Origin of the sequence: Fibrella aestuarina BUZ 2, assembly GCF_000331105.1 — a bacterium.
In the GTDB taxonomy this organism is placed as follows: domain Bacteria; phylum Bacteroidota; class Bacteroidia; order Cytophagales; family Spirosomataceae; genus Fibrella; species Fibrella aestuarina.
On the sequence record NC_020054.1, the window covers coordinates 3,024,089 to 3,045,391 of the forward strand.

Below are 21,303 nucleotides of genomic sequence, written 5' to 3' on the forward strand. Positions count from 1 at the left end.
CAGTGTACTATGGCGGACGTAGTCAAGCTTTATGCCAGAATAGGTCATATTACCAAAAAGGTGAACCAGTAACGATTTTTTGCCCCTACAAAGACGATGCGGCAACTAATTCTGAGCGTACGGAGCAAAAGACGCAGCGGTTTATGCATTTGTTTGTAGCTCGCTGTATCTTGACAACAGGTCTAACGGATTACACACCCTACAGAAGCAACCAACACCATGGCCAATCTCTCGTTTCTCTGCATCGCCACATTCTTCAAGGGAGAGCCGTTTATGCGGGCCTGCAAGGAGATGGGCCATACGGTTTATCTGGTCACCGATCAGAAACTAGCCAACAAACCCTGGCCTCACGAGGCGATCGAAGAGGTTTTTTACCTGCCATCAGAAAGCAACGATAGCCAGAACCTGGATCAGTTGGTGCTGGGCATGGCTCACCTGATGCGTTCCCGCCGCATCGACCGGGTGGTGGCGCTGGATGACTTCGACGTGGAGAAGGGAGCGCTGCTGCGCGAAACGTTTCGTATTCCCGGAATGGGCCAAACAACGGCCCGCTTCTTCCGCGACAAACTGGCCATGCGGATGCGGGCCGCGGCGGAGGGCATCCGGGTGCCAACATTCAGTGCCCTGTTCACGGACGAGGTGATTACCACGTACCTGCAAACCAGCGAAGCCCCCTGGCTGATCAAACCCCGTGCCGAGGCGTCGACTACGGGCATCCGGAAAGTGCACTCGCTGGAAGAAGCCTGGGCGGTCATCCACGAACTGGGCGACATTCGGCATCAGTACCTGATCGAGGAGTTTAAACCGGGTCGGGTGTACCACGTCGATTCGCTTTCGTACGACCAGAAAGCCGTCTTCAGTCGGGCTAGTCAGTACCTGGCTACCCCCATGGAAGTAGCCCATGGCGGTGGGGTATTCCGCACGCAGACGCTACCGCTCGACAGCACCGAAACGGCCGACCTGATGGCTATGAATAATGCCGTGATGGCAGCTTTCGGCATGCGGCACAGCGCCTCGCATTCTGAATTCATCCGGGGCGACCACGACGGCGAACTGTACTTTCTGGAAACGGCCTCACGGGTGGGCGGGGCTCACATTGCCGAAATGGTCGAAGCGGCTTCAGGAGTGGGCTTGTGGGCGGAGTGGGCCCGGCTTGAGACCGCCGCTGCGCTGGGACAGCCGTATACACCCCCAGTTGACAGCGGGCAACATGCTGGTCTTATCGCGTCACTAGCCAACGAAGTGGCCCCCGATACATCGGCATTCAACGATCCAGAGGTTGTCTGGCGCATGAACAAAGATCACCACATTGGCCTGATCATGCAGGCCGATAACCCCGAGCGGGTACGACGCTTGCTGGACGATTACTTAGTACGTATTAAGGGGAGTGTACATGCATCTTTGCCGGTGGCATCTAAACCTACTCATTAGTGAGTATTCGTCAGGGTCATTTGGCACGGTATTTTTAGCTAAGGGAAATCTGTTTTTGACTGAGTATAATTGGGTATTTTGCAGATAGCGTATTATTTTTCAAATAAAACGTATGAAAAAAGTGTAATGCATTAAGTTTTGTACACTTCTTGCAGGTATAAGCGCAGATGGAGCCACAGTAGGCCTTGTCTGCGCTTTTTGTTTGTCCGGCCACGCGGTCATACAGGCGAAGGCGTCTACCTCTTTTAGCAGATTACCTAGATTTAATTGCCTCACCGTATGATCATCAACGCACGCCTTTTTCGTGCGGCTAGTTATCTGTTTTTGGTAGACGGATTCGTACCCTATACGCTTCTGTCAGTTGCCGATCAGCTTGCCGGTACGATTTGTATCCTGTCTAACGGGAACCCAGCGCCTCAGCCCCTCGGCCGCGCCATAGCGGGAAAAAGCCCCCGCCTGTATACACCCCCTTTCACCGATCACCGTCTGCGCCAGACATCAGTGGCACTCCACTTCAGGCGCCTGTTTGGCTGCCCCTTGTTCAATTCCTTCACAACTAGTCGCCCAGCGCTTCAGGCTGCCTGCTAATCAATTGGTAAACAGCTGATTGGTTGTGAGTCGTGACCTTATGCTTGCCCCCTAACTACCTAATTATAATTAATCACCATCTATTATCTCAACACATGCAGACATACGTTTATCTGCTCAAACCACGCTGGCTCCATCTATTCATCTTATGGGTCAGTTTTGCGCTGGGGGCAACAACCCTGGCTTATTCGTCACCAACTGGTGGCCGCTCTGCTCCACCGGCGACGCCGGGAAACTACGTTTTCCAGGACAAGAACCAGAACGGTATTTTCGACGGTACTGATGTCGGGATTGCAGGAACTCGCGTGTACTTGTACCAGAGTAATGGGGTGTTTGTCGAAACGGCCACCACGACCAGTACGGGTCAATTCTCGTTTACTAGTACGCTGCAAGCTTCGACCAGTTACGACATCCGTATTCGCCCTGTTGATGCACCAGCGGGGCTGAAACTATCGGCCGCTAATCAGGGCAGCGATGACGCCATCGACAGCGACGCCAGCCTGGTAGGGAGCACGGCCGTTATCACGGCCACAACGAACGGCAGCGGACAGTTTGCCTCGTTTTTTGGCTTTGGTTATCAGGCCGGTGATCCTGATCTGATCATTACGAAAACCAGCAATAGCTTCAGCGTAGCACGCGGGGCTACGTCGTCGTTTGCGATCAGCGTGTCGAACGTCGGTGGAAGTGATGCCGCCGGGGTAACTGTGAAAGATACGCTTGATCCGGGCATGGGGTACGTTTCGTCGTCGCCAGCCGCCACTACAGCGCTACTGGGTAATGGCCAGGTTGAAGTGACCTGGGGTGGTGCCAGCACGACGCTGGGCGCCGGAGTCACGCTGAACTACACACTGACGGTTACGGCCAACACCGATGGGGTGCTGACCAACATCGCGGCCGTTACGGCAACGACGCCCGATGCTACGCCGCGCAACAACGTAGCCCGGGCCTGCTTCACGGTGCCCGTCAAGATTTGCGCGGGTGAGGCCTACGTGACCAGCCTGTCGGCCAACCTGACCAATGTGGAGTGGTTCCGCGATGGCGTGTCGGTTGGGACAGGAAGTAGCCTGACCATCGTCACGGCCGGTTCCTACAGCTATACTTCATTGAGTGGCGGGAGCGATTGCGGTACCAGCAGCTGCTGCCCACTGCTTATTTACGATGGTTCAGTGGCACCGCCAACGCTGGTGGCTTCGGCCTCGGCGATCTGTAACGGGCAAACCGCCAGCCTCACCGCCAGCAACTGCGTAGGTACGTTGGCGTGGAGTACGGGCGCTGCTGACAACGGCTTGTCGTCGATCACGGTGGCACCAACGGTTACCACTACGTATAGTGTGACCTGTACGCCGACGGCCGCTGATGCTTGTCCGGCTTCGTCGTCAATCACCATTACGGTCAACCCATCCGTAACGGCTACGGTAGCCAGCGCTACGATCTGTGACGGCACCAGCACGACCTTGACGGCCAACGCCGCTGGTGGCTCGGGCTTCAGCTACGCCTGGACCCCGACAGGCTCGATTACCGGCGGGCAGGGCACAGCCTCAATCGCGGTAGCCCCCAACACGACGACTTCGTATTCAGTAGTAGTGACCAACAGCAACGGCTGTTCGACCACGGCTACGGCCACAGTGACGGTCAACCCGGCGGTGACAGCCGTGATCGGGGTGAGCCCCAGCAACACCATCTGTGACGGCACGACGGTCACGCTGACCGCTTCAGGCGGGGCGGCCTACCGCTGGTCGACGGGTGAAGTGGGCAGCACCATCACTGTACAGCCTGGCACCACCACGGTTTACTCGGTGACGGCTACCAGCGCCGATCAGTGCGCGGGTGTGGCCTCGACGACCATCACGGTCAACCCGGCGGTAACAGCCACAGTAGCCAGTGCCACGATTTGTGATGGCTTAAGCACCACGCTGACGGCCAACGCCGCTGGTGGCTCAGGCTTCAGCTATGCTTGGGCACCGACAGGCTCGATCACGGGTAGCAGCACGGCATCGGCTGTGACAGTGAGCCCCACGGTAACGACAACCTACTCGGTGACGGTGACGAATAGCAATGGCTGCTCGACGACGGCTACCGCCACGGTGACAGTCAATCCGGCGGTAACGGCCACGGTGGCCAGTGCCACCATCTGCGATGGCTTGAGCACCACGCTGGCCGCGAACGCGGCTGGCGGCACAGGCTTCACGTATGCCTGGACACCAGCCGGCTCAATCACGGGCGGTCAGGGTACGGCCTCAATTGCCGTAGCACCGACCACGACGACTACCTACTCAGTAGTCGTGACCAACAGCGACGGCTGCTCAACGACGGCCACGGCTACAGTAACGGTTAACCCGGCGGTAACGGCTACGGTAGCTAGTGCGACGATTTGCGACGGCACCAGCACGACCTTGACGGCCAACGCCGCTGGTGGCTCAGGCTTCAGCTATGCCTGGACCCCGACGGGGTCAATCACCGGCGGTCAGGGCACAGCTTCAATCGCCGTAGCCCCGTCTGCCACGACGACCTACTCAGTAGTCGTAACGAATAGCGACGGTTGCTCGACCACGACGACGGCGACGGTGACAGTGAACCCAGCGGTGACGGCCGTGATCGGCGTAAGCCCAAGCAATACGATTTGCGAAGGCACAACGGTCACGCTGACGGCCACGGGTGGCACTACATATCGCTGGTCGACCACCGAGGTGGGCAGCGTCATCAACGTGCAGCCGACAACAACGACGGTATACACCGTGACGGCTACCAGCGCCGATCAGTGTGTAGGCGTAGCGTCAACGACGATCACCGTGAACCCGACGCCGGTACTGACGGTGAACAGCCTGACGATCTGCCAGGATCAGGAAGCGGTGTTGAGCCTGACGGGCTGCGCCGGTACGGTAACGTGGTCGACGGGCACGACGGGGGCAACCCTGACGGTATCGCCGCTGCAAACGACGGCTTACTCGGCTACCTGCGTACTCAGCACCGGCTGCTCGGCCAGCATCGCCACGCAAGTGACGGTGAACCTGGCACCGACGGTACAGCGCGCCGATGTAGTGGCAACGCGGGCTACCTGCAACGGGGCTACGGCCAACAACAACGCCAGCATCAGCCTGTCGAATCTGCAAAACACGACCCGGGCCGCCATCTCGACGGCTGACGGCACTACCGTGGCTGACTTCAGCGGTGCCACAGTCGTTAGCGGAAACGCCATCACGTTCAGCAACCTGCCGAACCCGGCACAGCGCGTAACGTACCTGGTGCGTCTGTACAACGCCAACGGTTGTTTCACCGACGTGACCGTCACGCTTGATCCGGCCGAATGCGTTTGCCCGACACCGAAATGCGTACCGGTTAGCATTCGTAAGATCCGGTAGCCGCGGTAGTGAGCGTGCCCAAGAAGGCGCCTCACCACCCGAAAACCGCTAGTGCTAAAAAGCTCGCTACCGATTGGTAGCGAGCTTTTTAGGTTTAAAAGAGGTCGGTAGGCGGCTCAACTTTTAGCGGGAATAGTTTGTTAGCCATACAGAGACATCAGGTGTAAGAGTTATCTTTGCACCTTCATTTTAGCCGGTACGTATTTCGTAACATGTTATCCATCAGTGATTTACAGGCCTCGATCGGGGACAAGCAGATATTAAAAGGCATCAACCTGGAGGTGAAGCCGGGTGAGGTTCACGCCATTATGGGGCCAAACGGGTCGGGGAAGAGTACGCTGGCATCCGTGCTGGCGGGCCGCGAAGACTACGAAGTGACCGCCGGGAGCGTTGACTTTGATGGCCAAGACCTCCTCGAATTGTCGGCTGAAGAGCGGGCGGCCGAGGGGATTTTCTTGGCGTTTCAGTATCCCATCGAAATCCCTGGCGTCAGCACGACCAACTTCCTGAAGACGGCAATGAACGAAATCCGCAAGTACCGGGGGCAGGACCCGCTGGACGCGGTGCAGTTCCTGAAGCTGATGAAAGAGAAGATGAAGCTCGTCAACATCGATCAGTCGCTGCTCAGCCGGTCGCTGAACGAAGGCTTCTCGGGTGGTGAAAAGAAACGCAACGAGATCTTCCAGATGGCCATGCTCGAACCGAAACTGGCAATTCTGGACGAAACCGACTCGGGCCTCGACATCGACGCCCTGCGGATCGTAGCCGAAGGGGTCAACAAACTCCGCTCACCCGAACGCTCCGCCATCGTCGTGACCCACTATCAGCGCCTGCTCGACTACATCGTTCCTGATTTCGTTCACGTCCTCTACAAAGGCCGCATCGTGAAGTCAGGCCCGAAAGAACTGGCCTACGAACTGGAAGAAAAAGGGTACGACTGGATCAAAGCCGAAGTCGAAGCAGCGGCGTAGCCGCTAGTCGAAAAGTCCTGAGTTTATAGTCTGGAAAGTCGCCTGGCCAGTGTAAAGGATCGACGGCTCAGCCTATGGACTTCTGCTAAACTGACTTTCGAGACTGTATAAGACATGAATTCACAACAATATACTTCGTTCAAAGACCAACTCGTTGCGGCGTTTCGCGAGGGGGAGGAGCGCATGAACGGTGCGAGCAAATCGGCGTTTCATCAGATCCGGCGGTCGGCGTTGCAGACTTTTGAAACCCTGGGCTTCCCGACGATCCGGCACGAAGAGTGGAAATACTCGAACGTGAAAGCGATGGTTGGACAGGCCTACGCCTTTGATAACGGCACCGCGCTGACGGCCGACGAGCTGGGTACGTTGCAGATTCCTAACCTGGAAGGCAACATTCTCTACTTCGTGAATGGCCATTACCGGGCCGACCTCTCGCAGATCGTGAGCCCGGCTACACACCTGCAAATCCGCAGCTTTGCCGAGGCGCTTCAAACCGACGCCGAGACCATTGGGCTGCATTTCAGCCGCTACGCTGATTTTCAGGATAGTGCCTTTACGGCCCTGAACACGGCCTTTGCTTACGACGGGGTGTTTATCCGAGTGCCCGACAACAAGGTGGTCGAGGAGCCGGTCATTCTGCGCTTCATCACCGACGTGCGGACGCAGAACGTGGCGGCTCAGCCCCGCAACCTGATCGTGATTGGGCGTAACGCCGACGTGAAAATTGCCGAGTCGTACCGCACAATCGGCGATAAGGCTGCCTTTACGAATATCGTGACGGAAGTGGTGGTGGCAGCCGACGCCCGCGTGGAGCATTACCGGGTGCAGAACGATTCTCAGCAGACCAACCACATCTGCCGCACGCAGGTCAGTCAGGCCGATAACAGCCATTATTACAACGCGACGATCACCCTCAATGGTGGGTTTGTGCGCAACGACCTGAACATCGTATTGAACGGTGAACACTGCGAGGCCTTTATGTATGGGCTGTACATGCCCAACGGCACGCAGCACATCGACAACCATACGCTGGTGGATCACGCCATGCCGAATTCGTACAGCAACGAACTCTACAAAGGCATTCTGAACGATAAAGGCACGGGGGTATTCAACGGAAAAATCTACGTGCGGCCCGACGCCCAAAAGACCAACGCCTACCAGTCGTGCAAAAACGTGGTGCTCTCGCCCGAAGCGAGCATGAACACCAAACCGCAGCTGGAGATCTACGCCGACGACGTGAAGTGTTCGCACGGAACGACAACCGGCAAACTCAACGAAGAGGCGCTGTTCTACCTGCAATCGCGGGGTATTCCGAAAGAGGCGGCGCGTACGCTGCTATTGTACGCCTTTGCCGAAGAGGTTGTGCGTAACATCAAAATCAAGCCGATCCGCGAGTATCTGGAAGGCGTGGTCGCTGAAAAACTAGCTTTATAAACCTATCCTGGCTTATGGTCCCTCAGTCAACTCAAACGCTGCTCGATACGACGGTTCAGGCCCTCGAAAATGGCGAACACACCACCGAATCTGGCCCCGCGCTGGTTGATGACTGGCTGAACGAGTTAAGCCATTACGACGGCATGGAAGCCGTGCGAGAGGCGCTCAGCAACCTTCAACGAACGCTACTCAACACCCCCAATCCGGCTCAGGTACGTGTACTGTTGCTGGAACTGGCCGAGTATACCAACTTTTTTGCCCGGCAGGATGCTACGTATGCAAGCAGCCCCACGGCCCCCGAAAAGTTGGCTCAGCTCGCCAAGACTCTACAAAATCTGTTGGATAGCACGGCCGAAGTCGGTCATTCATAAGGTATAGCAGGTTCTACCTGCCCATTGCAAACGGAACCGGGAGCATCAGTGATTGCCACGCCAGAGCGGGCAGCCACTGATGCTCCCGGTTCCGTTTGTCATTTTCTACAAACAATACAGGTAAGCAGGGGTTTTAATCTTGCGCTTCGGTATACTAACCCGCCGGGCGTAGGAGCGTGCGCGCTTTACGGTGTAATCAAGATCCACGGATACCCGAAAAGCCGGCATGCTGCCTCACCTGGCCAATACCTTAACGGCCTGGTTAACAAACTGAACGAACTACCCGGAGGCGGTTTGGGCCACTTGTGCACCTGACCACCTGCGACCTACGGATTTACAACGAACTCATGGCACTTACTTCACAAGACCCCCAGACAACAGGCCTGATCGAACGCACGATTTCGACGTTTGACAGCGGTATTCAAAGCACAACGCCGCAAGATGGGCTGGCGTTGATCGACCAGTGGATTGACCTACTCGACCAGAACGGCGACGACGAAACCGACGAGATTGCCGACGTGCTCGAAGACCTGAAGACGGAACTGAACCCGAACCGGACGGACGGTTCGCCCGAGCCTTCGGTGATTCAGGCTTACCTCGAAGACCTCATCGACATTACGCAGAGCGTGATGGATACGCCCGAATCGGCTCCCTACGAAACGGAGTTGTCGCGGCTCGTGTCGACGCTTGAAAACATTCTTGAACAAGTAGCAAAATAAGCCCGTTGGTTGGCGGTGTGGTTTACACTGACCACACCGCTAACCCGTAAAGCCTTTACCCTAATGGCGCAACCTTCACAATTCGCCACGGCACTCATCGAGGAGACCGTGCAGACGTTCAACGGCGACGTAAAGACCGTATCGCCAACCGATGGCATTAACCTGATTGATCACTGGATCAGTGCGTTGCACTCGGGTGATGAGTCAACCAACCCGGTAGCCCACACGCTGAGCGAGCTCAGAATACAGTTGCAGGAGGGTACGCCCAACGGCGGTACAATCCAGTCGCTGATTCAGGAACTCGCCGAGCAGACGCATCAGGCGGCGCAGCACGTAGACGGCAGCGAGCAGCAGGCGCTTGCCCAGCTGGCCTCGGCCATGCGTGGGTTTGGTCAGCACTTGTCGGGTGGCGGCCGGGTAAGTGATCAGTCGCGGCAAGGCGATATGGACGATCCGACCGGCAGCAACGGTGGCCAGTCGAGTACTGTAAGCGATACCGACACGACCGGGGCCTACAGTTCAGACAATTCGGATATGGGTGGCGCGCCCACGACCGGCTCTCAGTCGGTGGGCGGTGACCGCTACGGTCAATAAACGACATTAGTCGGTGGCCGCACCGGACAGGCTAGTCAGACGTCGCGAGGTGCTGCTTACCAAGTGGTTATTCGCAATCAACACCTGCCAGTACCCGTGCTGTAGCTGGCTATATTTTCAATTAATCAATTAACAAAAATGGCAAATCAACATTCACAAACCAGTGGCTCATCGGCCACTACGCTGATCGACGCTACCATTGAAGCCTTCGACCAGGGCAAAGCAGCTTCACCCCAGGAAGGTCTTTCACTCATCACCGACTGGTATTCATCGCTGAAAAGCGACCACAACGCCAGCAATCTGGTGAAACCGTTGAAGGAACTGGAAGACGAACTGAAAGGTGGTAGCCCAAGCAACGAAAAACTGCGCGACCTGCTGACCGAACTGGCCGATCAGACCGAAGTATTGGGTCAGGATGCAGCTGGTGACCTGCCGTCGCGGTTGAGCACCCTCACGGTAGCCCTGCGCAACTTCGCCAGCCAGCTGTCGACGTCAGTATAGAAATGCTGAATGTCTGAATTAGGACCCATGGAGTTGGCCGACGTACGGCAACGGCCGCTGCGTTGGCCAACTCCATGGGTCTTGACTACACCACGCTGAATCCAATCGTAACAAACCAATCGTCTTGTGGGAGGAACGAACGCCAACGAGCAGCATATGCTCGACGAAACCCTGGGTACGTTCCGGGGCGATCTTAGTACAGTGCCCGACGCTCAAACGGGCCAGAATCTAATCCAGGGCTGGCTCGATGCGCTATCGGGCGACGCCAATGTGGAGGCTGTATCAACCGGGCTGACCCAGTTGCAGGCGTTGCTCCGGAGCGACGAACCAGATCCGGCGATGATCAAGGATGTGTTGGCCGATCTGGCTGCGGAAGCGGCCCGGCATGCCGAAGCACCGTCGGCCGAGGGCACCTGGACGGGCAAACTCGAAAGCTTATCAAAGATTTTGCAGAACCTTTCCGCTATACTCTAGTACACATATGGAATCACACGAAGAAGCGACCGACCTGCTCGACAACACGATGGGTACGTTAACCCAGGATGTTGCCGAATTAACGCCCCAAAGTGGCAAGGGCATGATCGATCAATGGATTAAAACCCTGACCGGCCCTGAGAACACGAAAGAGATCGTAGCCTCGCTGGAACACCTGAAAACGCAGCTTGAAGCGGGACAGCCTAATGCCGGTGAGGTACAAAAAATATTGACGGAATTAGCCAATCAGACGCGGGAGATGAGCGTCATGGCTGGGCCAGAAGGTGATATCGTCACGCGGCTCGAAGCCCTTGCTGCCGCCCTTCAAACCGCCAGCGGCCAGATTGGTAACGCGTAAAGAATAGGCCAATAGGCCGGAATAGGAACGGGAGAAGGGAGAATGGATCGCTGGCTTGCGAGGTGTCCATTCTCCCTTCTCCCGTTCCTATTCCGGCTACATCGTTATTCGCTCACCCAGTTGCATGACCCGATGCTGGGTTTGTTCGCGTTCGCAGGCCCTGACGAAATCGACCGGATCGGCGGTGTTGAACGCGAACAGATCATAGTGGTGCGGCACTGTTAGTTTAGCCCCGATGCGGCGGCCCAGTTGGGCGGCCTCGTCGGGGTTTAGGTTACCGGCTACGCGCCGTTCGGGTTTATTTCCGTTGATGGGCAAAAACGCCAGATCGATCTGATAAGGCGCGAGCGTTTCCACAAGGCCCTCATACCAGAGCGTGTCGCCCGAGTGGTAGATGCGGTAAGGCCCCAGTTCGGCCACAAAACCCATGTATAGGTTCCGCCCCTCGGCATCGACAGCCAACTCGTTATGGGCAGCCGGTACACCATGCAGGGTGACCGCGCCGATGGTGGTTTGCTCACCTGCGCTGAGCCCGATCGGCCAGGCTGGGTCGCCGCCAAGCCGATTAGCGACAAACGCCCGGTTGGCTTCGGGAATAACGAGTCGAGCCGTTGGCGACGCCGCCAATATGGGTAGCAGCGTGTCGGCGTCGAGGTGATCGGTGTGGTTGTGGCTCGAGGTCAGCACGTCGATCATCGTCAGCCGGGCCGGGTCGATCACCCGCTCCGATATGCGTGTGTGTGGCTTGTCGGTTTGAGCGTATTTGAGGGTCAGCGAGTCCGAGAGGTAGGGGTCGAAGAGCAGGTGCGTGCCGTTGTACTGGAGCAGGAAACCACTCTGCCCCAGCCACCAGACGTGCAGGTGTTCAGGTACGTGTCGGGCGGCGGCAATGTCGGCCAGTAGGGCGTCGTCTTGTTGATGGGGCTTGATCATACAACAGGAGGTAAAGGTTAAGCGGCCAGTTCCTTAAGCGCCGATACCAGCGAATTCAACTCCGCCGGGGACGTGTAGAGGCAGGGGGTAATCCGGACACCCTGCACGGCGTCGTTGTCGATGGCGACGGTCCAGATGCGATACCGGTCGAGCAGGGTTTTGGCCAGGGCGGCGGGGGAGAGGCGGGCAATTCCCACGTTGGCGATTCCACAGGCCCGTTCGGGTTGGGCGGGCGTGTGGACCCGGATGCCAGGTACGTTGCGAACGCGGCTGGTCCAGTACTGTTGCAGGTAGCGGAGGCGGGCTTCTTTGCGTTCACCACCAATCTGTTCGTGGAAATTGATCGCGTCCATAATCGTCAGGTCGGTATGGACGGGGTGCGTGCCGGTATGGTTGAGTTTGCGGATGTCGTCGTCGGCAAAGCCAAAATCAGCGAAGGTGGGCCACAGCTTCGAGATATGGGCTTTTTTCACGTAAAGCAGCCCCGCGCCGATGGGTACGTTCAGCCATTTGTGCAGGCTGGTGGCGTAATAATCACAGCCTAGGTCGGCGATTGAAAAGGTAAGGTGCGCAAAGGCATGCGCTCCATCGACCAGTACCTCCACGCCGTGCCGGTGCGCCATGTCGACAATCTTTTTGACGGGCAGCACCTGACCCGTGATATTCACCAGATGGCAGATCATCAGCAGTTTGGTGCGGGGCGTGATGGCCCGTTCGTAGAGCGCCACCAACTCGTCGTCGGAGGTGGGGTGCAGCGGTACCGACAAAATTTTGTTGACGATGCCGTAGCGCTTTGCCTGCAACCGGAACATATCGAGCATGGCGCCGTAATCGTGCGTAGCCATGATGGCTTCGTCGCCTGCCTGCCAGGTCAGACCCGCAATCACGGTGTCGATCGATTCGGTGGTGTTGCGCGTGATGATCAGTTCGTCGGGGGAGCAGCCCGCCAGTTGGGCAAGCCGGTTCCGGGCGGCGGCTTTGTCGTCAAACTGGCGGGTGCGCAGGTAGTAGGAGCCCTCGCGGTTCACGTCGCGCACGTGTTGCAGAAACGCGTCGAGCACTGGCTTGGGCTGGATGCAGTAGTAGCCGTTTTCGAGGTTTATGTAGTCAGGTTTGAGCTGATACAGTTGCCGAATTGTGCCCCAGAAAGCTTCGTCGGTCGCCGTATCGCCCGCCGATTGCCGGGCTACGCCAGCCAGCAGCGTGTTCAGGTCGGCCGAGAGCAGCGGCACGCCCGCCATGGTTTGAAGAAAAGCCCGTTTGGTCATAGTGGCTCGGTAGAAAAGGCGACGGGTTTATCGGCGAACAGCACTTTCGTGATGGCCCAGGTGCTGCGAAACAGCTCGCTTTGCCGGTAGGTTTCGAGGGCCTCGGCCGATTCCCAATGGCTCAGCGTAAGGCGCACGTCGGGGTGGTCGAGATCGCGCAGTAGCTCCAGGTGCTGGCAACCCGGAAACGCCCTTATCTTTGCCCGTGAGCCGTCGAAAATGGCTTTAAAGGCGTCAAGTTCGTCGGGCCGGAACGTCATTCTTACAATACGAATCAGCATAAATCGGGTTTACAGGTTTGGGTTTATAGTGTTCCGTTGCACAGCTGAGTTCTTGGTTGAAGCACTGGTGAAGAACCGAAACCTGTGAACCCAAGACTATAAATTAACTCTTATGAATTACCGAACCTTTGGCCGGACAGGCTGGCAAATTAGTGAAATTGGGTATGGAATGTGGGGCCTGGCCGGCTGGACAGGCTCTGATAAAGCCGAAGTGCTCCGGGCGCTCCAACGCTCGGTTGAGTTGGGCTGTAATTTCTTCGATACCGCCTGGGGCTATGCCGAGGGGGTCAGCGAGCAGATTCTGGGCCAGTTATTGGCCAACAATGCCGATACGAAACTGTATGCCGCCACGAAGATTCCACCCAAAAACCGCATCTGGCCGTCGAAATCGCACTTTTCTATCGACGACGTTTTTCCCGCTGACTACATTGTCGAGTATACCGATAAGAGCCTCAAAAACCTGGGCGTCGAGACCATCGACCTGCTCCAGTTTCACGTGTGGGAAGATGCCTGGGCCAACCGCGACGAGTGGAAACGGACCGTCGAAGACTTGACGCAGCAGGGCAAAGTGCAGGCGTGGGGCGTATCGGTCAACCGCTGGGAGCCTAACAACTGCCTCGATACGCTGCGTACCGGCCTGATCGACGCCGTGCAGGTGATTTACAATATCTTCGACCAGAACCCCGAAGACGAACTGTTTCCGCTGTGCCGGGCGCTAAAAATCGGTGTGATTGCGCGGGTGCCGTTTGATGAAGGCACGCTGACGGGCACCATGACCAAAGAAACGACCTTCCCCGCCGACGACTGGCGGTCGACGTATTTCGTGCCGGAAAACCTGAACAGCAGCGTCGACCATGCCGATGCGCTGAAACCGCTGGTACCCGAGGGCATGACGATGGCCGAAATGGCATTGCGCTTTATCCTGGCTAACCCCGATGTGTCGACGACCATTCCCGGCATGCGTCGCATCGCCAACGTAGAAGCCAACTGCGGTGCCAGCGACGGCAAAACGCTGCCCGACGCCCTGCTAAACGAACTCAAAGGCCACCGCTGGGACCGCACCCCGACCGAGTGGAGTCAATAGCCCATAAGGCAACGTACCTGATAAGTAAGAAGCCGAACTCCTACCAGGGGTTCGGCTTCTTGCATTTGACCGTGAACAGCATGAAGGGTGATGGGTTAACTACCAATGGTTGATAGTGGGGTTTTGTCATCCCGACGAGAGGAGGTATCCTGATGGTTTTTAGCTCTCAGGAAAGGACAACTCAAGATTCCTCCTGTCGTCGGACTGACAAGAAGCCCAAGCTTCTTTCCCAAAATAGATCCATTAACTCATCGTACAGTGTACGATGAGTTTGTCGTACGATAAAACCATCTTGTAACCGAGTCCTCCAAACCCGGTATGGCGGACTACACGCGGGCGAAGCGGGCATTCGTTTTCTTGAGCACCAGCGCGCTGATGAGGGCGACGAGCAGACCAATCGGGAATATTTCCATGAACGTGATGCCGATTAGGCCGGGCCAGGTGTCGTAGTAGACAAACATCGACTGCATGCTTTGCTTGGCCTCGGCGATCTGGGCGAGTGTTTTTCCTTCGCTTTGCAGGCGATTGAGCATGAACTGCGTGTAATCACTGACAAAATTGGGGTAGACCGTTTTGAAGATGACGATCCACGTAAGCACGTATAGCACCGAGGCAATCGTGGCTACGCCAAGGCCCAGCCCAAACGCCTGTTTGAACGAAATCTGGCCCGCCTGCTGCTGATCGCGGTAGCGTTTGATGGCAATGGGAATGAAGGAAGCCGAGAGCAACATGGCAACGTACCCAACCAGCTCGCCCTGATTGAAGCTGTCGGGGTTTTGGCGGTGAATGAGCATGGTCACCAACAGCACGGTCGATACCAGCAGGCCGGATAGCGTGCCGAAGATGAGTATGGTCTTTTGCATGGACGAGGTTGGTTTATGAGCTAAAGGTGGCTGTTGAGCGGCCAATCCCGTTCATCCGTTCGGGTGATTTGGCCAAAATCACCCGAACGGATGAGGCTAATCGAGCAGGCCCAGCAACCGCGCTTTACCCACCGCCTAGGTACGTCGTTTCACGTCCAGCTTGACATACAGGTTGGCCAGGTGCGTCTTGACGGTATTGGGCGACACAAACAGCCGATCCGCGATTTCGTCGTTGCTGAGGCCCTGCGCCAGTTGAACGAGCACGTCGAGTTCCCGGCTGCTGATGCCGAGTTGGCTAATTACCTGCGGGTCGGGTTGGGGCGCGGGATGGTACGACGGCGGGGCTGGGTACGTTGGCGATGACCAGCGCAGGCCAAGCCAGATGCCCACCAGCGCGAAGACAACGGCAACCAGCAGTAGATACAATTCCACCACGTGGCCAATCACCAGCAGCCGGTATTCCGACCAGACCATCAGGCTAACCAGACTGCCCAGCGCCAGGCCATAAACAAGTACGTGCCGGATCATGTTGGTAAACCGTGTTTAATACTCCTGCGTCAGTGGGTGAACCATAAATTCGTCGATGACAACGTGGGGTGGGCGGCTCACGATAAACAACATCGACTCGGCCATATCCTCTACCTGAAGATAGTGTTTCGAGGTTTCGTGGCCATGCCCTTTCGCGTGAAAATGCGAATCGACCAGCCCCGAGTAAACGCCGGTTACTTTGATGCCATGCGGCCGGACCTCCTTCCGAAGTGCGCCCATGAAGGCTTCCTGCGCGTATTTGCTGGCCGTATAGAGTGCGCCACCCGCGAAGGTGCGCTTGGCCACGTCAGACGCCACCACCACCACATGCCCGCTCCCTTGCGCTTTGAGCGTGGGCAGGGCGGCTTTGGTCAGCACAAACGTGCCTTTTACGTTGGTGGCCATCACGGCGTCCCACTCGTCGACGGTCAGCTCATCGACCGGCTTGAAAATGCCGAAACCCGCGTTGTTGATCACGACGTCGATGCGGCCAAACCGATCGAGCGCCGTCTGTACCACGGCTCCCATGTCGGCTTCGCTGGCGACGTCACCCGCCAGGCCGATCAGGCTGCCTGTACCCAGCGTGGCGGCTTCGGTTTCCAGCGAGGCCAGTTCGTCGGCGTTGCGGGCGGTAGCCACTACATGGGCGCCGTTTTGAGCAAGCAATAAGGCCGTCGCCCGACCGATACCGCGCGACGCCCCCGAGATCAGAATAACTTTTTGTGCGATGTTCATGCGGTAAAAATAAGCGGGACCAGCGCGGAAGTGGATGACCTACGAATCCGTTTTGTCGGCTATCTTGAGCAGACAAGGCCTGTTGTACACCCAATGCCCCATTCGTCCCAATCCCCGTCGACTGCCCAGCCTACCCCCCTGGCGGCGATGAGTAACAGTATCGTCGTGGCGCTGATCGCCAACCTGAGTATGGTGATGCTCCATGAACTGGGGCACTTTCTGGTTGCCTATTCCCTGGGCCTAAACCCGCAGCTTCATCATAATTTCGTGTACATCGACCCCCACAACGTAGCTGACGCGCAATTGCTGTGGATTGCGGCGGCGGGGCCGCTGGGGTCGTTGCTCGTCGGGGGCGCTTGCCTGTCAGCTGAACGGCAGATTCGGCAGAAAAGACCCGGTACGTTGCTGTTGCTGTGGATGGGACTACACGGTGTGCTGCTTTTTCTGGGCTACCTATTCATCGCGCCTTTTTTCCGGGAAGGTGATACGGGCAAGGTGTTCGCCCTGCTCGGCCTACCCGAGTGGCTCATCATCCTGTTGTCGGTGGGTAGTGTGGGGGTCTTGACGCGACTGTTTATACAACTCTCGGCCCGGTTTAGCCCGTATGGTAATTTAGGTCTGTTGGCGGGGTCGCGCGCCAACCTGCTGATTCTGTGGCCGGTCATGGCCAATGTGCTCGCTGGCCTGTTGCATCTGCCCGTGTCGCATCCGGTCAGCCTGCTGTCGCCGTTGTGCATGCCGCTGGCGTTCATGGCTATGTACCGGCCGTTTAAACGATCGGCAGCGGCGGCATCCGTGCGCGAGCCCACTGTGCCACTAACCCCGCTGTCGGGTTGGGCCATTGGCTTGTTGCTTATCGTAATCGGTTTGTTTCGCTGGCTGAACTACCCGGTTCATCCGTAGGGCCGTAGCTTTGTCAAAATTTACCCTGTATGGTCTACCTCATTGCCAGCGTGGTGCTGTCGGTACTGCTGCTACTGAACTTTCGGCTTTTCCCTCGTTATCAGGTCGATACGTTTCAGGCGATTGTCTTCAATTACCCCATTTGTTTTGTCACAGGCTACCTGCTACTGCCCGCCGGGGTTGAGTTCCGGGTCGATCTGACCCAAACCTGGACCTGGATGGCACTGGGTATTGGCGTGGCGTTTGTGCTGACGTTTCTACTATCGGGCGCCAGTACGCAGCGCAACGGCATGACGGCCACCTCACTAGCCAACAACCTGTCGCTGGTGATACCGGTGAGCGTGAGCCTGTTTGTGCTGGCGACGCCGGGCACGGCGGGGCGGGCGTTCGATACCTGGAATTACGTGGGGTTACTGCTGGCCGTAGTGGCCGTGGGGCTGAGCACCTACCGCAAACCCGATCCCGCCGAGGCGGCTCCGACCGGGTCAGGTACGTTGGGCCAGTCGGCGCTGTTGCTGTTGAGCGTCTTTCTGATGTATGGCCTCACCAACACCATGATCAACTACATGAACGTGCGCTACATCGCCGCCGATGCCTCCGCGACGGGGCACCACCCGGTGGTGGTGACGCTTACGATGGTGGTGGGGGCTATTGCCGCCGGCTTTTTCCTACTGCTGATCCGATACGCGCGCGGGGGCGAACGCCTCGCCGGCCGTAACGTGGTGGGGGCCATTACGCTGGGCATCCCCAATTTTCTGAGTTTCTACACGCTGGTGCTGGCGCTGTCGGCCTACGGCGGCAATGGGGCCTTCGTATACCCGCTCTACAACATCGGCGTTATTTTGCTGGCGGCCGCTACGGCTACGCTCTTTTTTCGCGAAAGCCTGCTGACCATCAATAAGATCGGCCTCGCCCTGGCGATTCTGGCCATTGCCCTGCTATCCTGGCAGGAGTTTGTTTAAATGAATAATGTATAATGCACGATGTACAGTGTACAATGATGTTGCATAGCGAGCTTTCTCTTCTGCCCGGTCTCATTGTGCATTGTACATCGTACATTATCCATTAATCATCATTTGATGGCTACCCGCTCGGTGAATTGCTTCTGCGAGGGGCCGTAAACGAATGTGTAATCACCGGCAGGCAGGCTGCTCAGGTCGAAACGGTGGGTGGTGCCCTGACCAAACGATTTGCTGAAGACCAGGTCATTCATACGGTCGTAGATCGATACCGTCAGTTCCTTTACGCCCGGCGTTACCAGTTCATACTTGTTTTGCGCATAGGTGTTCAGAACGGGCTTCGTCAGCTCGGTCATGTTTTGCGCATCCACGCTGACCACGTCATTCCGAATGGTCAGGCCCTGCGACATCCAGAAGCCGTCGTTGGTGGCCGTAACAAAATAACGCCCATCGGGCAGGTTCACCAGGTTCAGCAGGGCGCCCCGCTTGTCCAGGCTACGAAGGGTGCCCTGATACAGCAGGTTCCCGGTGAGGTCGATAACGGCTACGTCAACAGGCGTGTTAACGGGTGAGAACAGGCGAACCTTCTTAACGCCTGATTTCAGGACATTTACGGTAGAAGGTTTGTCGGCAGTTTGGGCAACGGCCATCTCGGCGGTCCCCAGTGTCCAGGCTGCGAGCAGCGTGGCGATTGTCAAACGAACATGGTTCATAATCGTACAGTGTATTTGGTTTTACCGTGACAAAGGTGGGGGTATTCCGATTTCACTTACAAGCGTTTTGGACCTCGTTAACAATGGCTTAATCAAATCTCTTGATTTCGTACAAGCCTGTGAATGAATAGTTTATCGAAACACTTTAGAGTGCAATAGATTCCTCAATTTGCACTGCTAATTGTATTTTTCTAATAATGCGAACGAATTGCACTATACCATTTTTCGACCCAACTGCGTATGCCACTCAATACAATTTGGGTATATTGTAACCATGAGACTGTTAACTTACTTGCTGGTTAGCCTATGCCTTTCATTCGTATTTCAGCGTTGCCGAACGGCCCAATCCACGACCCGAACTACCCCAACCGCGCTGATCTCAGCCGAAGGTTTTCTGACTTGCTTTGAGCCGGGCCTGGCCGAAGGAAAGCTTTGGTGCGAGGCGTCGGCGGTGCTGAATCAGCAGCGTCGCATTTATCTGGCCAACGACAAAGACATGCCTGCGCCCCGTTCGTCGGTCTTCTTTTACCCCGATTTCGAGCAACTCAACACCGTGGCGGCGGGCAATCAGCTGCCAACGTACCTGGAGCAGCCGCTGCTGCGGCAAGCCCATAAGTTTGAGGAGTTTGCCCAAAGCCCCGACGGGCGGTGGACGTTTCTGACCACAGCCTTCGATCGCATCAAGCCCGATACGTCGTCGTTCGATGGCTACAATATGCTGTTGGCCTGGCGGCCGGGGCAGGAGGGAGCCATGCGGGTGGTGAGTGCCGATAAACCCGGTGGCGCGTCGCTTGGGCTTCGCAGACAGATACAGGCTGCCCTGGGCGGTTCGCCCTACTTTAAGATAGAAGGACTAGCCGCCACCAATACACAACTGTGGTTTGGCGTGCGCGAACAGGGCGAGCGCTACGATAAATTCGATTACCGCATCACGATCCTGACGGCTACGTACCGGGCCACGCCGGACGAGCAGGGCGGCGAGAAGTTGGTACTGGGCCCGGTTTCGCTCGTCCGTGAATTCAAGGTCGACGACGTCGATCCGGTGCTGCCCAAACCTCTGGCCGTTTCGAGCCTGGAGTATGACCCGGCCCGGCGGTGCTTCTGGCTTATGACGTCCTATGAGCAAGCCGGGCAGATTGGCGCTTATCTGTGGACGATCACCGAGCTGGCGATGCGGAAGGATGGCGACCTGCAACTGGTCCGTATGGCCGACAAAAAACCGCTGGCGTTCAGCCACAAAGCCGAGGATATGACCTTCATTGATCCCAACACGCTGCTGGTCATTCACGACGACGATCACGTCAAAACGCGCATCGGGAACCAGGAGCGCCAGCCCAATCAGACGGCCTATAGCATCGTCAGGCTTGGGTTTTAGGTAGAACTAGCAAACTCCAACGGCGTGCCGGCCGAGCGTCAGGTCTCCTGGCCGGCGCTCGGCCGGCACGCCGTTTTAGGGTTGTGGGCTGGCGTTCAGACTCGAAAACAACAAGTGCCGCAGGAATTCGAGCAGGGGTGACGGGCTCTCACTGTGGCCGAAGTCGGTCAGTGAGGGCAGGTAACGCATAAAAAACGATTGCGAATGCGCCGTTTCGATCAGCGAACTGGCCATCGAATGCGCGAAGCGATACGTCGGGTTGTAGTCGAGGATCAGCTTCCCCAGGTTGGCCGTCAGGTCTTTATAGGGTTTGAAGAGATGCTGCCGGTTGTCTTCCGATACGTGGTGAGTCAGGTAGGCTTTGCTGGCTTCGCAGATAACGATGCTGTGCAGCGCCGGCAGGGCAATCTCTTCGGGCGTGGCGGCGTTGGTCATGCTGTAGTGCAACAAAATACGCAGTACGCGTTCCAGCTTCTCGCGGGTGTCGGTCAGGTTGTTGGTTTCGAAAATCACCTGAAAGTCGAGCCATTGCCAGTACCAGGCAACCAGGTAAACCAGCAGGCGGTGTTTGTTTTCGAAATAGCGGTAGATACTGGCTTCTTTGGTGCCAATGCGATCGGCCAGCTTACGAAAGGTGGTTTCTTCGAAGCCCACTTCATGAATGAGCAGAATACCCTGACGGATGATGCGGCGACCTAATTCAGACTGTTCGGGATCACGAAGAAATAGCTTCTCGTTCATCCGTACCTGAACGGAATAATGCATGTACTAAACGTTGAATCGAAGATGAGGCTGTTAATAGAACTGCTCAAAGTTAAGCCAAACTGTACTGCGTTGAGCATTTATGCATAGAAAGGTTAG

The 21,303-nt window shown here is 56.9% G+C and carries 22 protein-coding genes; 14 read left to right on the forward strand and 8 right to left on the reverse strand.

Annotated features, from left to right (window positions below; genetic code table 11):
* The first annotated feature begins 219 nt into the window (after positions 1 to 219).
* From FAES_RS12270 to FAES_RS12315, 10 genes are all read left to right on the forward strand, one after another.
* Complete coding sequence (locus FAES_RS12270) at positions 220 to 1,431, forward strand: ATP-grasp domain-containing protein (RefSeq protein ID WP_015331531.1); 1,212 nt, start codon at positions 220 to 222, stop codon at positions 1,429 to 1,431.
* A 683-nt stretch (positions 1,432 to 2,114) separates the two neighbouring features.
* Entirely contained in the window at positions 2,115 to 5,378 is a 3,264-nt protein-coding gene (locus tag FAES_RS28990) for an Ig-like domain-containing protein (RefSeq protein WP_015331532.1), read from the forward strand.
* A 212-nt stretch (positions 5,379 to 5,590) separates the two neighbouring features.
* Complete coding sequence (gene sufC / locus FAES_RS12280; protein WP_015331533.1) at positions 5,591 to 6,349, forward strand: Fe-S cluster assembly ATPase SufC; 759 nt, start codon at positions 5,591 to 5,593, stop codon at positions 6,347 to 6,349.
* Between the two features lie 114 nt (positions 6,350 to 6,463).
* Entirely contained in the window at positions 6,464 to 7,783 is a 1,320-nt protein-coding gene (gene sufD / locus FAES_RS12285; protein WP_015331534.1) for a Fe-S cluster assembly protein SufD, read from the forward strand.
* A 14-nt stretch (positions 7,784 to 7,797) separates the two neighbouring features.
* Positions 7,798 to 8,154: a hypothetical protein gene (locus FAES_RS12290; RefSeq protein ID WP_015331535.1), complete on the forward strand. Its 357-nt coding sequence runs from the start codon at positions 7,798 to 7,800 to the stop codon at positions 8,152 to 8,154.
* A gap of 347 nt (positions 8,155 to 8,501) precedes the next feature.
* The gene (locus tag FAES_RS12295; protein ID WP_015331536.1) at positions 8,502 to 8,873 is read left to right on the forward strand and encodes a hypothetical protein; all 372 of its coding nucleotides are present in this window, start codon (positions 8,502 to 8,504) and stop codon (positions 8,871 to 8,873) included.
* 63 nt (positions 8,874 to 8,936) lie between these two features.
* The gene (locus FAES_RS28995) at positions 8,937 to 9,467 is read left to right on the forward strand and encodes a hypothetical protein (RefSeq protein WP_015331537.1); all 531 of its coding nucleotides are present in this window, start codon (positions 8,937 to 8,939) and stop codon (positions 9,465 to 9,467) included.
* A gap of 138 nt (positions 9,468 to 9,605) precedes the next feature.
* On the forward strand, positions 9,606 to 9,968 hold the full coding sequence (locus FAES_RS12305; protein ID WP_015331538.1) for a hypothetical protein: 363 nt from the start codon (positions 9,606 to 9,608) through the stop codon (positions 9,966 to 9,968).
* A 126-nt stretch (positions 9,969 to 10,094) separates the two neighbouring features.
* Positions 10,095 to 10,442, forward strand: a complete 348-nt coding sequence (locus FAES_RS30040; RefSeq protein WP_041257813.1) for a hypothetical protein — start codon at positions 10,095 to 10,097, stop codon at positions 10,440 to 10,442.
* A gap of 7 nt (positions 10,443 to 10,449) precedes the next feature.
* Positions 10,450 to 10,800 (forward strand): hypothetical protein, encoded by a 351-nt coding sequence (locus tag FAES_RS12315; RefSeq protein ID WP_041257814.1) that lies wholly within the window; start codon positions 10,450 to 10,452, stop codon positions 10,798 to 10,800.
* 96 nt (positions 10,801 to 10,896) lie between these two features.
* Here FAES_RS12315 and FAES_RS12320 read toward each other — a convergent pair whose 3' ends face one another.
* Genes FAES_RS12320 through FAES_RS12330 form a run of 3 tightly spaced genes read right to left on the reverse strand, consistent with a single transcriptional unit; the run spans position 10,897 to position 13,282 of the window.
* A complete protein-coding gene (locus FAES_RS12320) occupies positions 10,897 to 11,733 on the reverse strand; it encodes an MBL fold metallo-hydrolase (protein WP_015331540.1) in 837 nt (278 codons plus the stop codon).
* A 17-nt stretch (positions 11,734 to 11,750) separates the two neighbouring features.
* Entirely contained in the window at positions 11,751 to 13,001 is a 1,251-nt protein-coding gene (locus tag FAES_RS12325) for an aminotransferase class V-fold PLP-dependent enzyme (RefSeq protein WP_015331541.1), read from the reverse strand.
* Positions 12,998 to 13,282, reverse strand: coding sequence for a putative quinol monooxygenase (locus FAES_RS12330; RefSeq protein ID WP_015331542.1), 285 nt, complete (start codon positions 13,280 to 13,282; stop codon positions 12,998 to 13,000). The genes FAES_RS12325 and FAES_RS12330 overlap by 4 nt, the downstream gene beginning before the upstream one ends.
* A 112-nt stretch (positions 13,283 to 13,394) precedes the next feature.
* Between FAES_RS12330 and FAES_RS12335 the strand changes: the two genes are divergently transcribed.
* Entirely contained in the window at positions 13,395 to 14,366 is a 972-nt protein-coding gene (locus FAES_RS12335; protein ID WP_015331543.1) for an aldo/keto reductase, read from the forward strand.
* A 326-nt stretch (positions 14,367 to 14,692) separates the two neighbouring features.
* Here FAES_RS12335 and FAES_RS12340 read toward each other — a convergent pair whose 3' ends face one another.
* From FAES_RS12340 to FAES_RS12350, 3 genes are all read right to left on the reverse strand, one after another.
* Entirely contained in the window at positions 14,693 to 15,229 is a 537-nt protein-coding gene (locus tag FAES_RS12340) for a DUF4199 domain-containing protein (protein WP_015331544.1), read from the reverse strand.
* A 135-nt stretch (positions 15,230 to 15,364) separates the two neighbouring features.
* Positions 15,365 to 15,757 carry a helix-turn-helix transcriptional regulator gene (locus FAES_RS12345; RefSeq protein WP_015331545.1) on the reverse strand — a complete coding sequence of 131 codons (393 nt, stop codon included), beginning with the start codon at positions 15,755 to 15,757 and terminating at the stop codon, positions 15,365 to 15,367.
* A gap of 15 nt (positions 15,758 to 15,772) precedes the next feature.
* On the reverse strand, positions 15,773 to 16,492 hold the full coding sequence (locus FAES_RS12350) for an SDR family oxidoreductase (RefSeq protein WP_015331546.1): 720 nt from the start codon (positions 16,490 to 16,492) through the stop codon (positions 15,773 to 15,775).
* A 93-nt stretch (positions 16,493 to 16,585) separates the two neighbouring features.
* On the opposite strand from FAES_RS12350, the gene FAES_RS12355 reads away from it, so the two are divergent.
* Together FAES_RS12355 and FAES_RS12360 are read left to right on the forward strand one after the other, a co-directional pair.
* On the forward strand, positions 16,586 to 17,395 hold the full coding sequence (locus tag FAES_RS12355; RefSeq protein ID WP_015331547.1) for a hypothetical protein: 810 nt from the start codon (positions 16,586 to 16,588) through the stop codon (positions 17,393 to 17,395).
* A gap of 29 nt (positions 17,396 to 17,424) precedes the next feature.
* Complete coding sequence (locus FAES_RS12360) at positions 17,425 to 18,357, forward strand: hypothetical protein (protein WP_015331548.1); 933 nt, start codon at positions 17,425 to 17,427, stop codon at positions 18,355 to 18,357.
* 110 nt (positions 18,358 to 18,467) lie between these two features.
* Here the strand turns inward: FAES_RS12360 and FAES_RS12365 are convergent, their stop codons facing one another.
* Entirely contained in the window at positions 18,468 to 19,067 is a 600-nt protein-coding gene (locus FAES_RS12365; protein WP_015331549.1) for a hypothetical protein, read from the reverse strand.
* Positions 19,068 to 19,341: 274 nt separating this feature from the next.
* Here FAES_RS12365 and FAES_RS12370 point away from each other — a divergent pair, with 274 nt between their 5' ends.
* On the forward strand, positions 19,342 to 20,442 hold the full coding sequence (locus tag FAES_RS12370) for a hypothetical protein (protein WP_015331550.1): 1,101 nt from the start codon (positions 19,342 to 19,344) through the stop codon (positions 20,440 to 20,442).
* Between the two features lie 75 nt (positions 20,443 to 20,517).
* On the opposite strand, the gene FAES_RS12375 is transcribed toward FAES_RS12370, so the two are convergent.
* Positions 20,518 to 21,207: a TetR/AcrR family transcriptional regulator gene (locus FAES_RS12375; protein WP_041257816.1), complete on the reverse strand. Its 690-nt coding sequence runs from the start codon at positions 21,205 to 21,207 to the stop codon at positions 20,518 to 20,520.
* Positions 21,208 to 21,303: the final 96 nt, after the last annotated feature.

Excerpts from the sequence above, each read along its gene's own strand:
- FAES_RS12365 (WP_015331549.1), bottom strand. The coding sequence starts at position 19,067 with ATGAACCATGTTCGTTTGACAATCGCCACGCTGCTCGCAGCCTGGACA.
- FAES_RS12355 (WP_015331547.1), top strand. The coding sequence starts at position 16,586 with ATGCCCCATTCGTCCCAATCCCCGTCGACTGCCCAGCCTACCCCCCTG.
- FAES_RS12360 (WP_015331548.1), top strand. The coding sequence starts at position 17,425 with ATGGTCTACCTCATTGCCAGCGTGGTGCTGTCGGTACTGCTGCTACTG.
- FAES_RS12350 (WP_015331546.1), bottom strand. The coding sequence starts at position 16,492 with ATGAACATCGCACAAAAAGTTATTCTGATCTCGGGGGCGTCGCGCGGT.
- FAES_RS12315 (WP_041257814.1), top strand. The coding sequence starts at position 10,450 with ATGGAATCACACGAAGAAGCGACCGACCTGCTCGACAACACGATGGGT.
- FAES_RS12325 (WP_015331541.1), bottom strand. The coding sequence starts at position 13,001 with ATGACCAAACGGGCTTTTCTTCAAACCATGGCGGGCGTGCCGCTGCTC.
- FAES_RS12375 (WP_041257816.1), bottom strand. The coding sequence starts at position 21,207 with ATGCATTATTCCGTTCAGGTACGGATGAACGAGAAGCTATTTCTTCGT.
- FAES_RS12370 (WP_015331550.1), top strand. The coding sequence starts at position 19,342 with ATGAGACTGTTAACTTACTTGCTGGTTAGCCTATGCCTTTCATTCGTA.
- FAES_RS12290 (WP_015331535.1), top strand. The coding sequence starts at position 7,798 with ATGGTCCCTCAGTCAACTCAAACGCTGCTCGATACGACGGTTCAGGCC.
- sufC (WP_015331533.1), top strand. The coding sequence starts at position 5,591 with ATGTTATCCATCAGTGATTTACAGGCCTCGATCGGGGACAAGCAGATA.
- FAES_RS28995 (WP_015331537.1), top strand. The coding sequence starts at position 8,937 with ATGGCGCAACCTTCACAATTCGCCACGGCACTCATCGAGGAGACCGTG.
- sufD (WP_015331534.1), top strand. The coding sequence starts at position 6,464 with ATGAATTCACAACAATATACTTCGTTCAAAGACCAACTCGTTGCGGCG.
- FAES_RS28990 (WP_015331532.1), top strand. The coding sequence starts at position 2,115 with ATGCAGACATACGTTTATCTGCTCAAACCACGCTGGCTCCATCTATTC.
- FAES_RS12345 (WP_015331545.1), bottom strand. The coding sequence starts at position 15,757 with ATGATCCGGCACGTACTTGTTTATGGCCTGGCGCTGGGCAGTCTGGTT.
- FAES_RS12270 (WP_015331531.1), top strand. The coding sequence starts at position 220 with ATGGCCAATCTCTCGTTTCTCTGCATCGCCACATTCTTCAAGGGAGAG.
- FAES_RS12330 (WP_015331542.1), bottom strand. The coding sequence starts at position 13,282 with ATGCTGATTCGTATTGTAAGAATGACGTTCCGGCCCGACGAACTTGAC.
- FAES_RS12295 (WP_015331536.1), top strand. The coding sequence starts at position 8,502 with ATGGCACTTACTTCACAAGACCCCCAGACAACAGGCCTGATCGAACGC.
- FAES_RS12335 (WP_015331543.1), top strand. The coding sequence starts at position 13,395 with ATGAATTACCGAACCTTTGGCCGGACAGGCTGGCAAATTAGTGAAATT.
- FAES_RS12340 (WP_015331544.1), bottom strand. The coding sequence starts at position 15,229 with ATGCAAAAGACCATACTCATCTTCGGCACGCTATCCGGCCTGCTGGTA.
- FAES_RS12320 (WP_015331540.1), bottom strand. The coding sequence starts at position 11,733 with ATGATCAAGCCCCATCAACAAGACGACGCCCTACTGGCCGACATTGCC.
- FAES_RS12305 (WP_015331538.1), top strand. The coding sequence starts at position 9,606 with ATGGCAAATCAACATTCACAAACCAGTGGCTCATCGGCCACTACGCTG.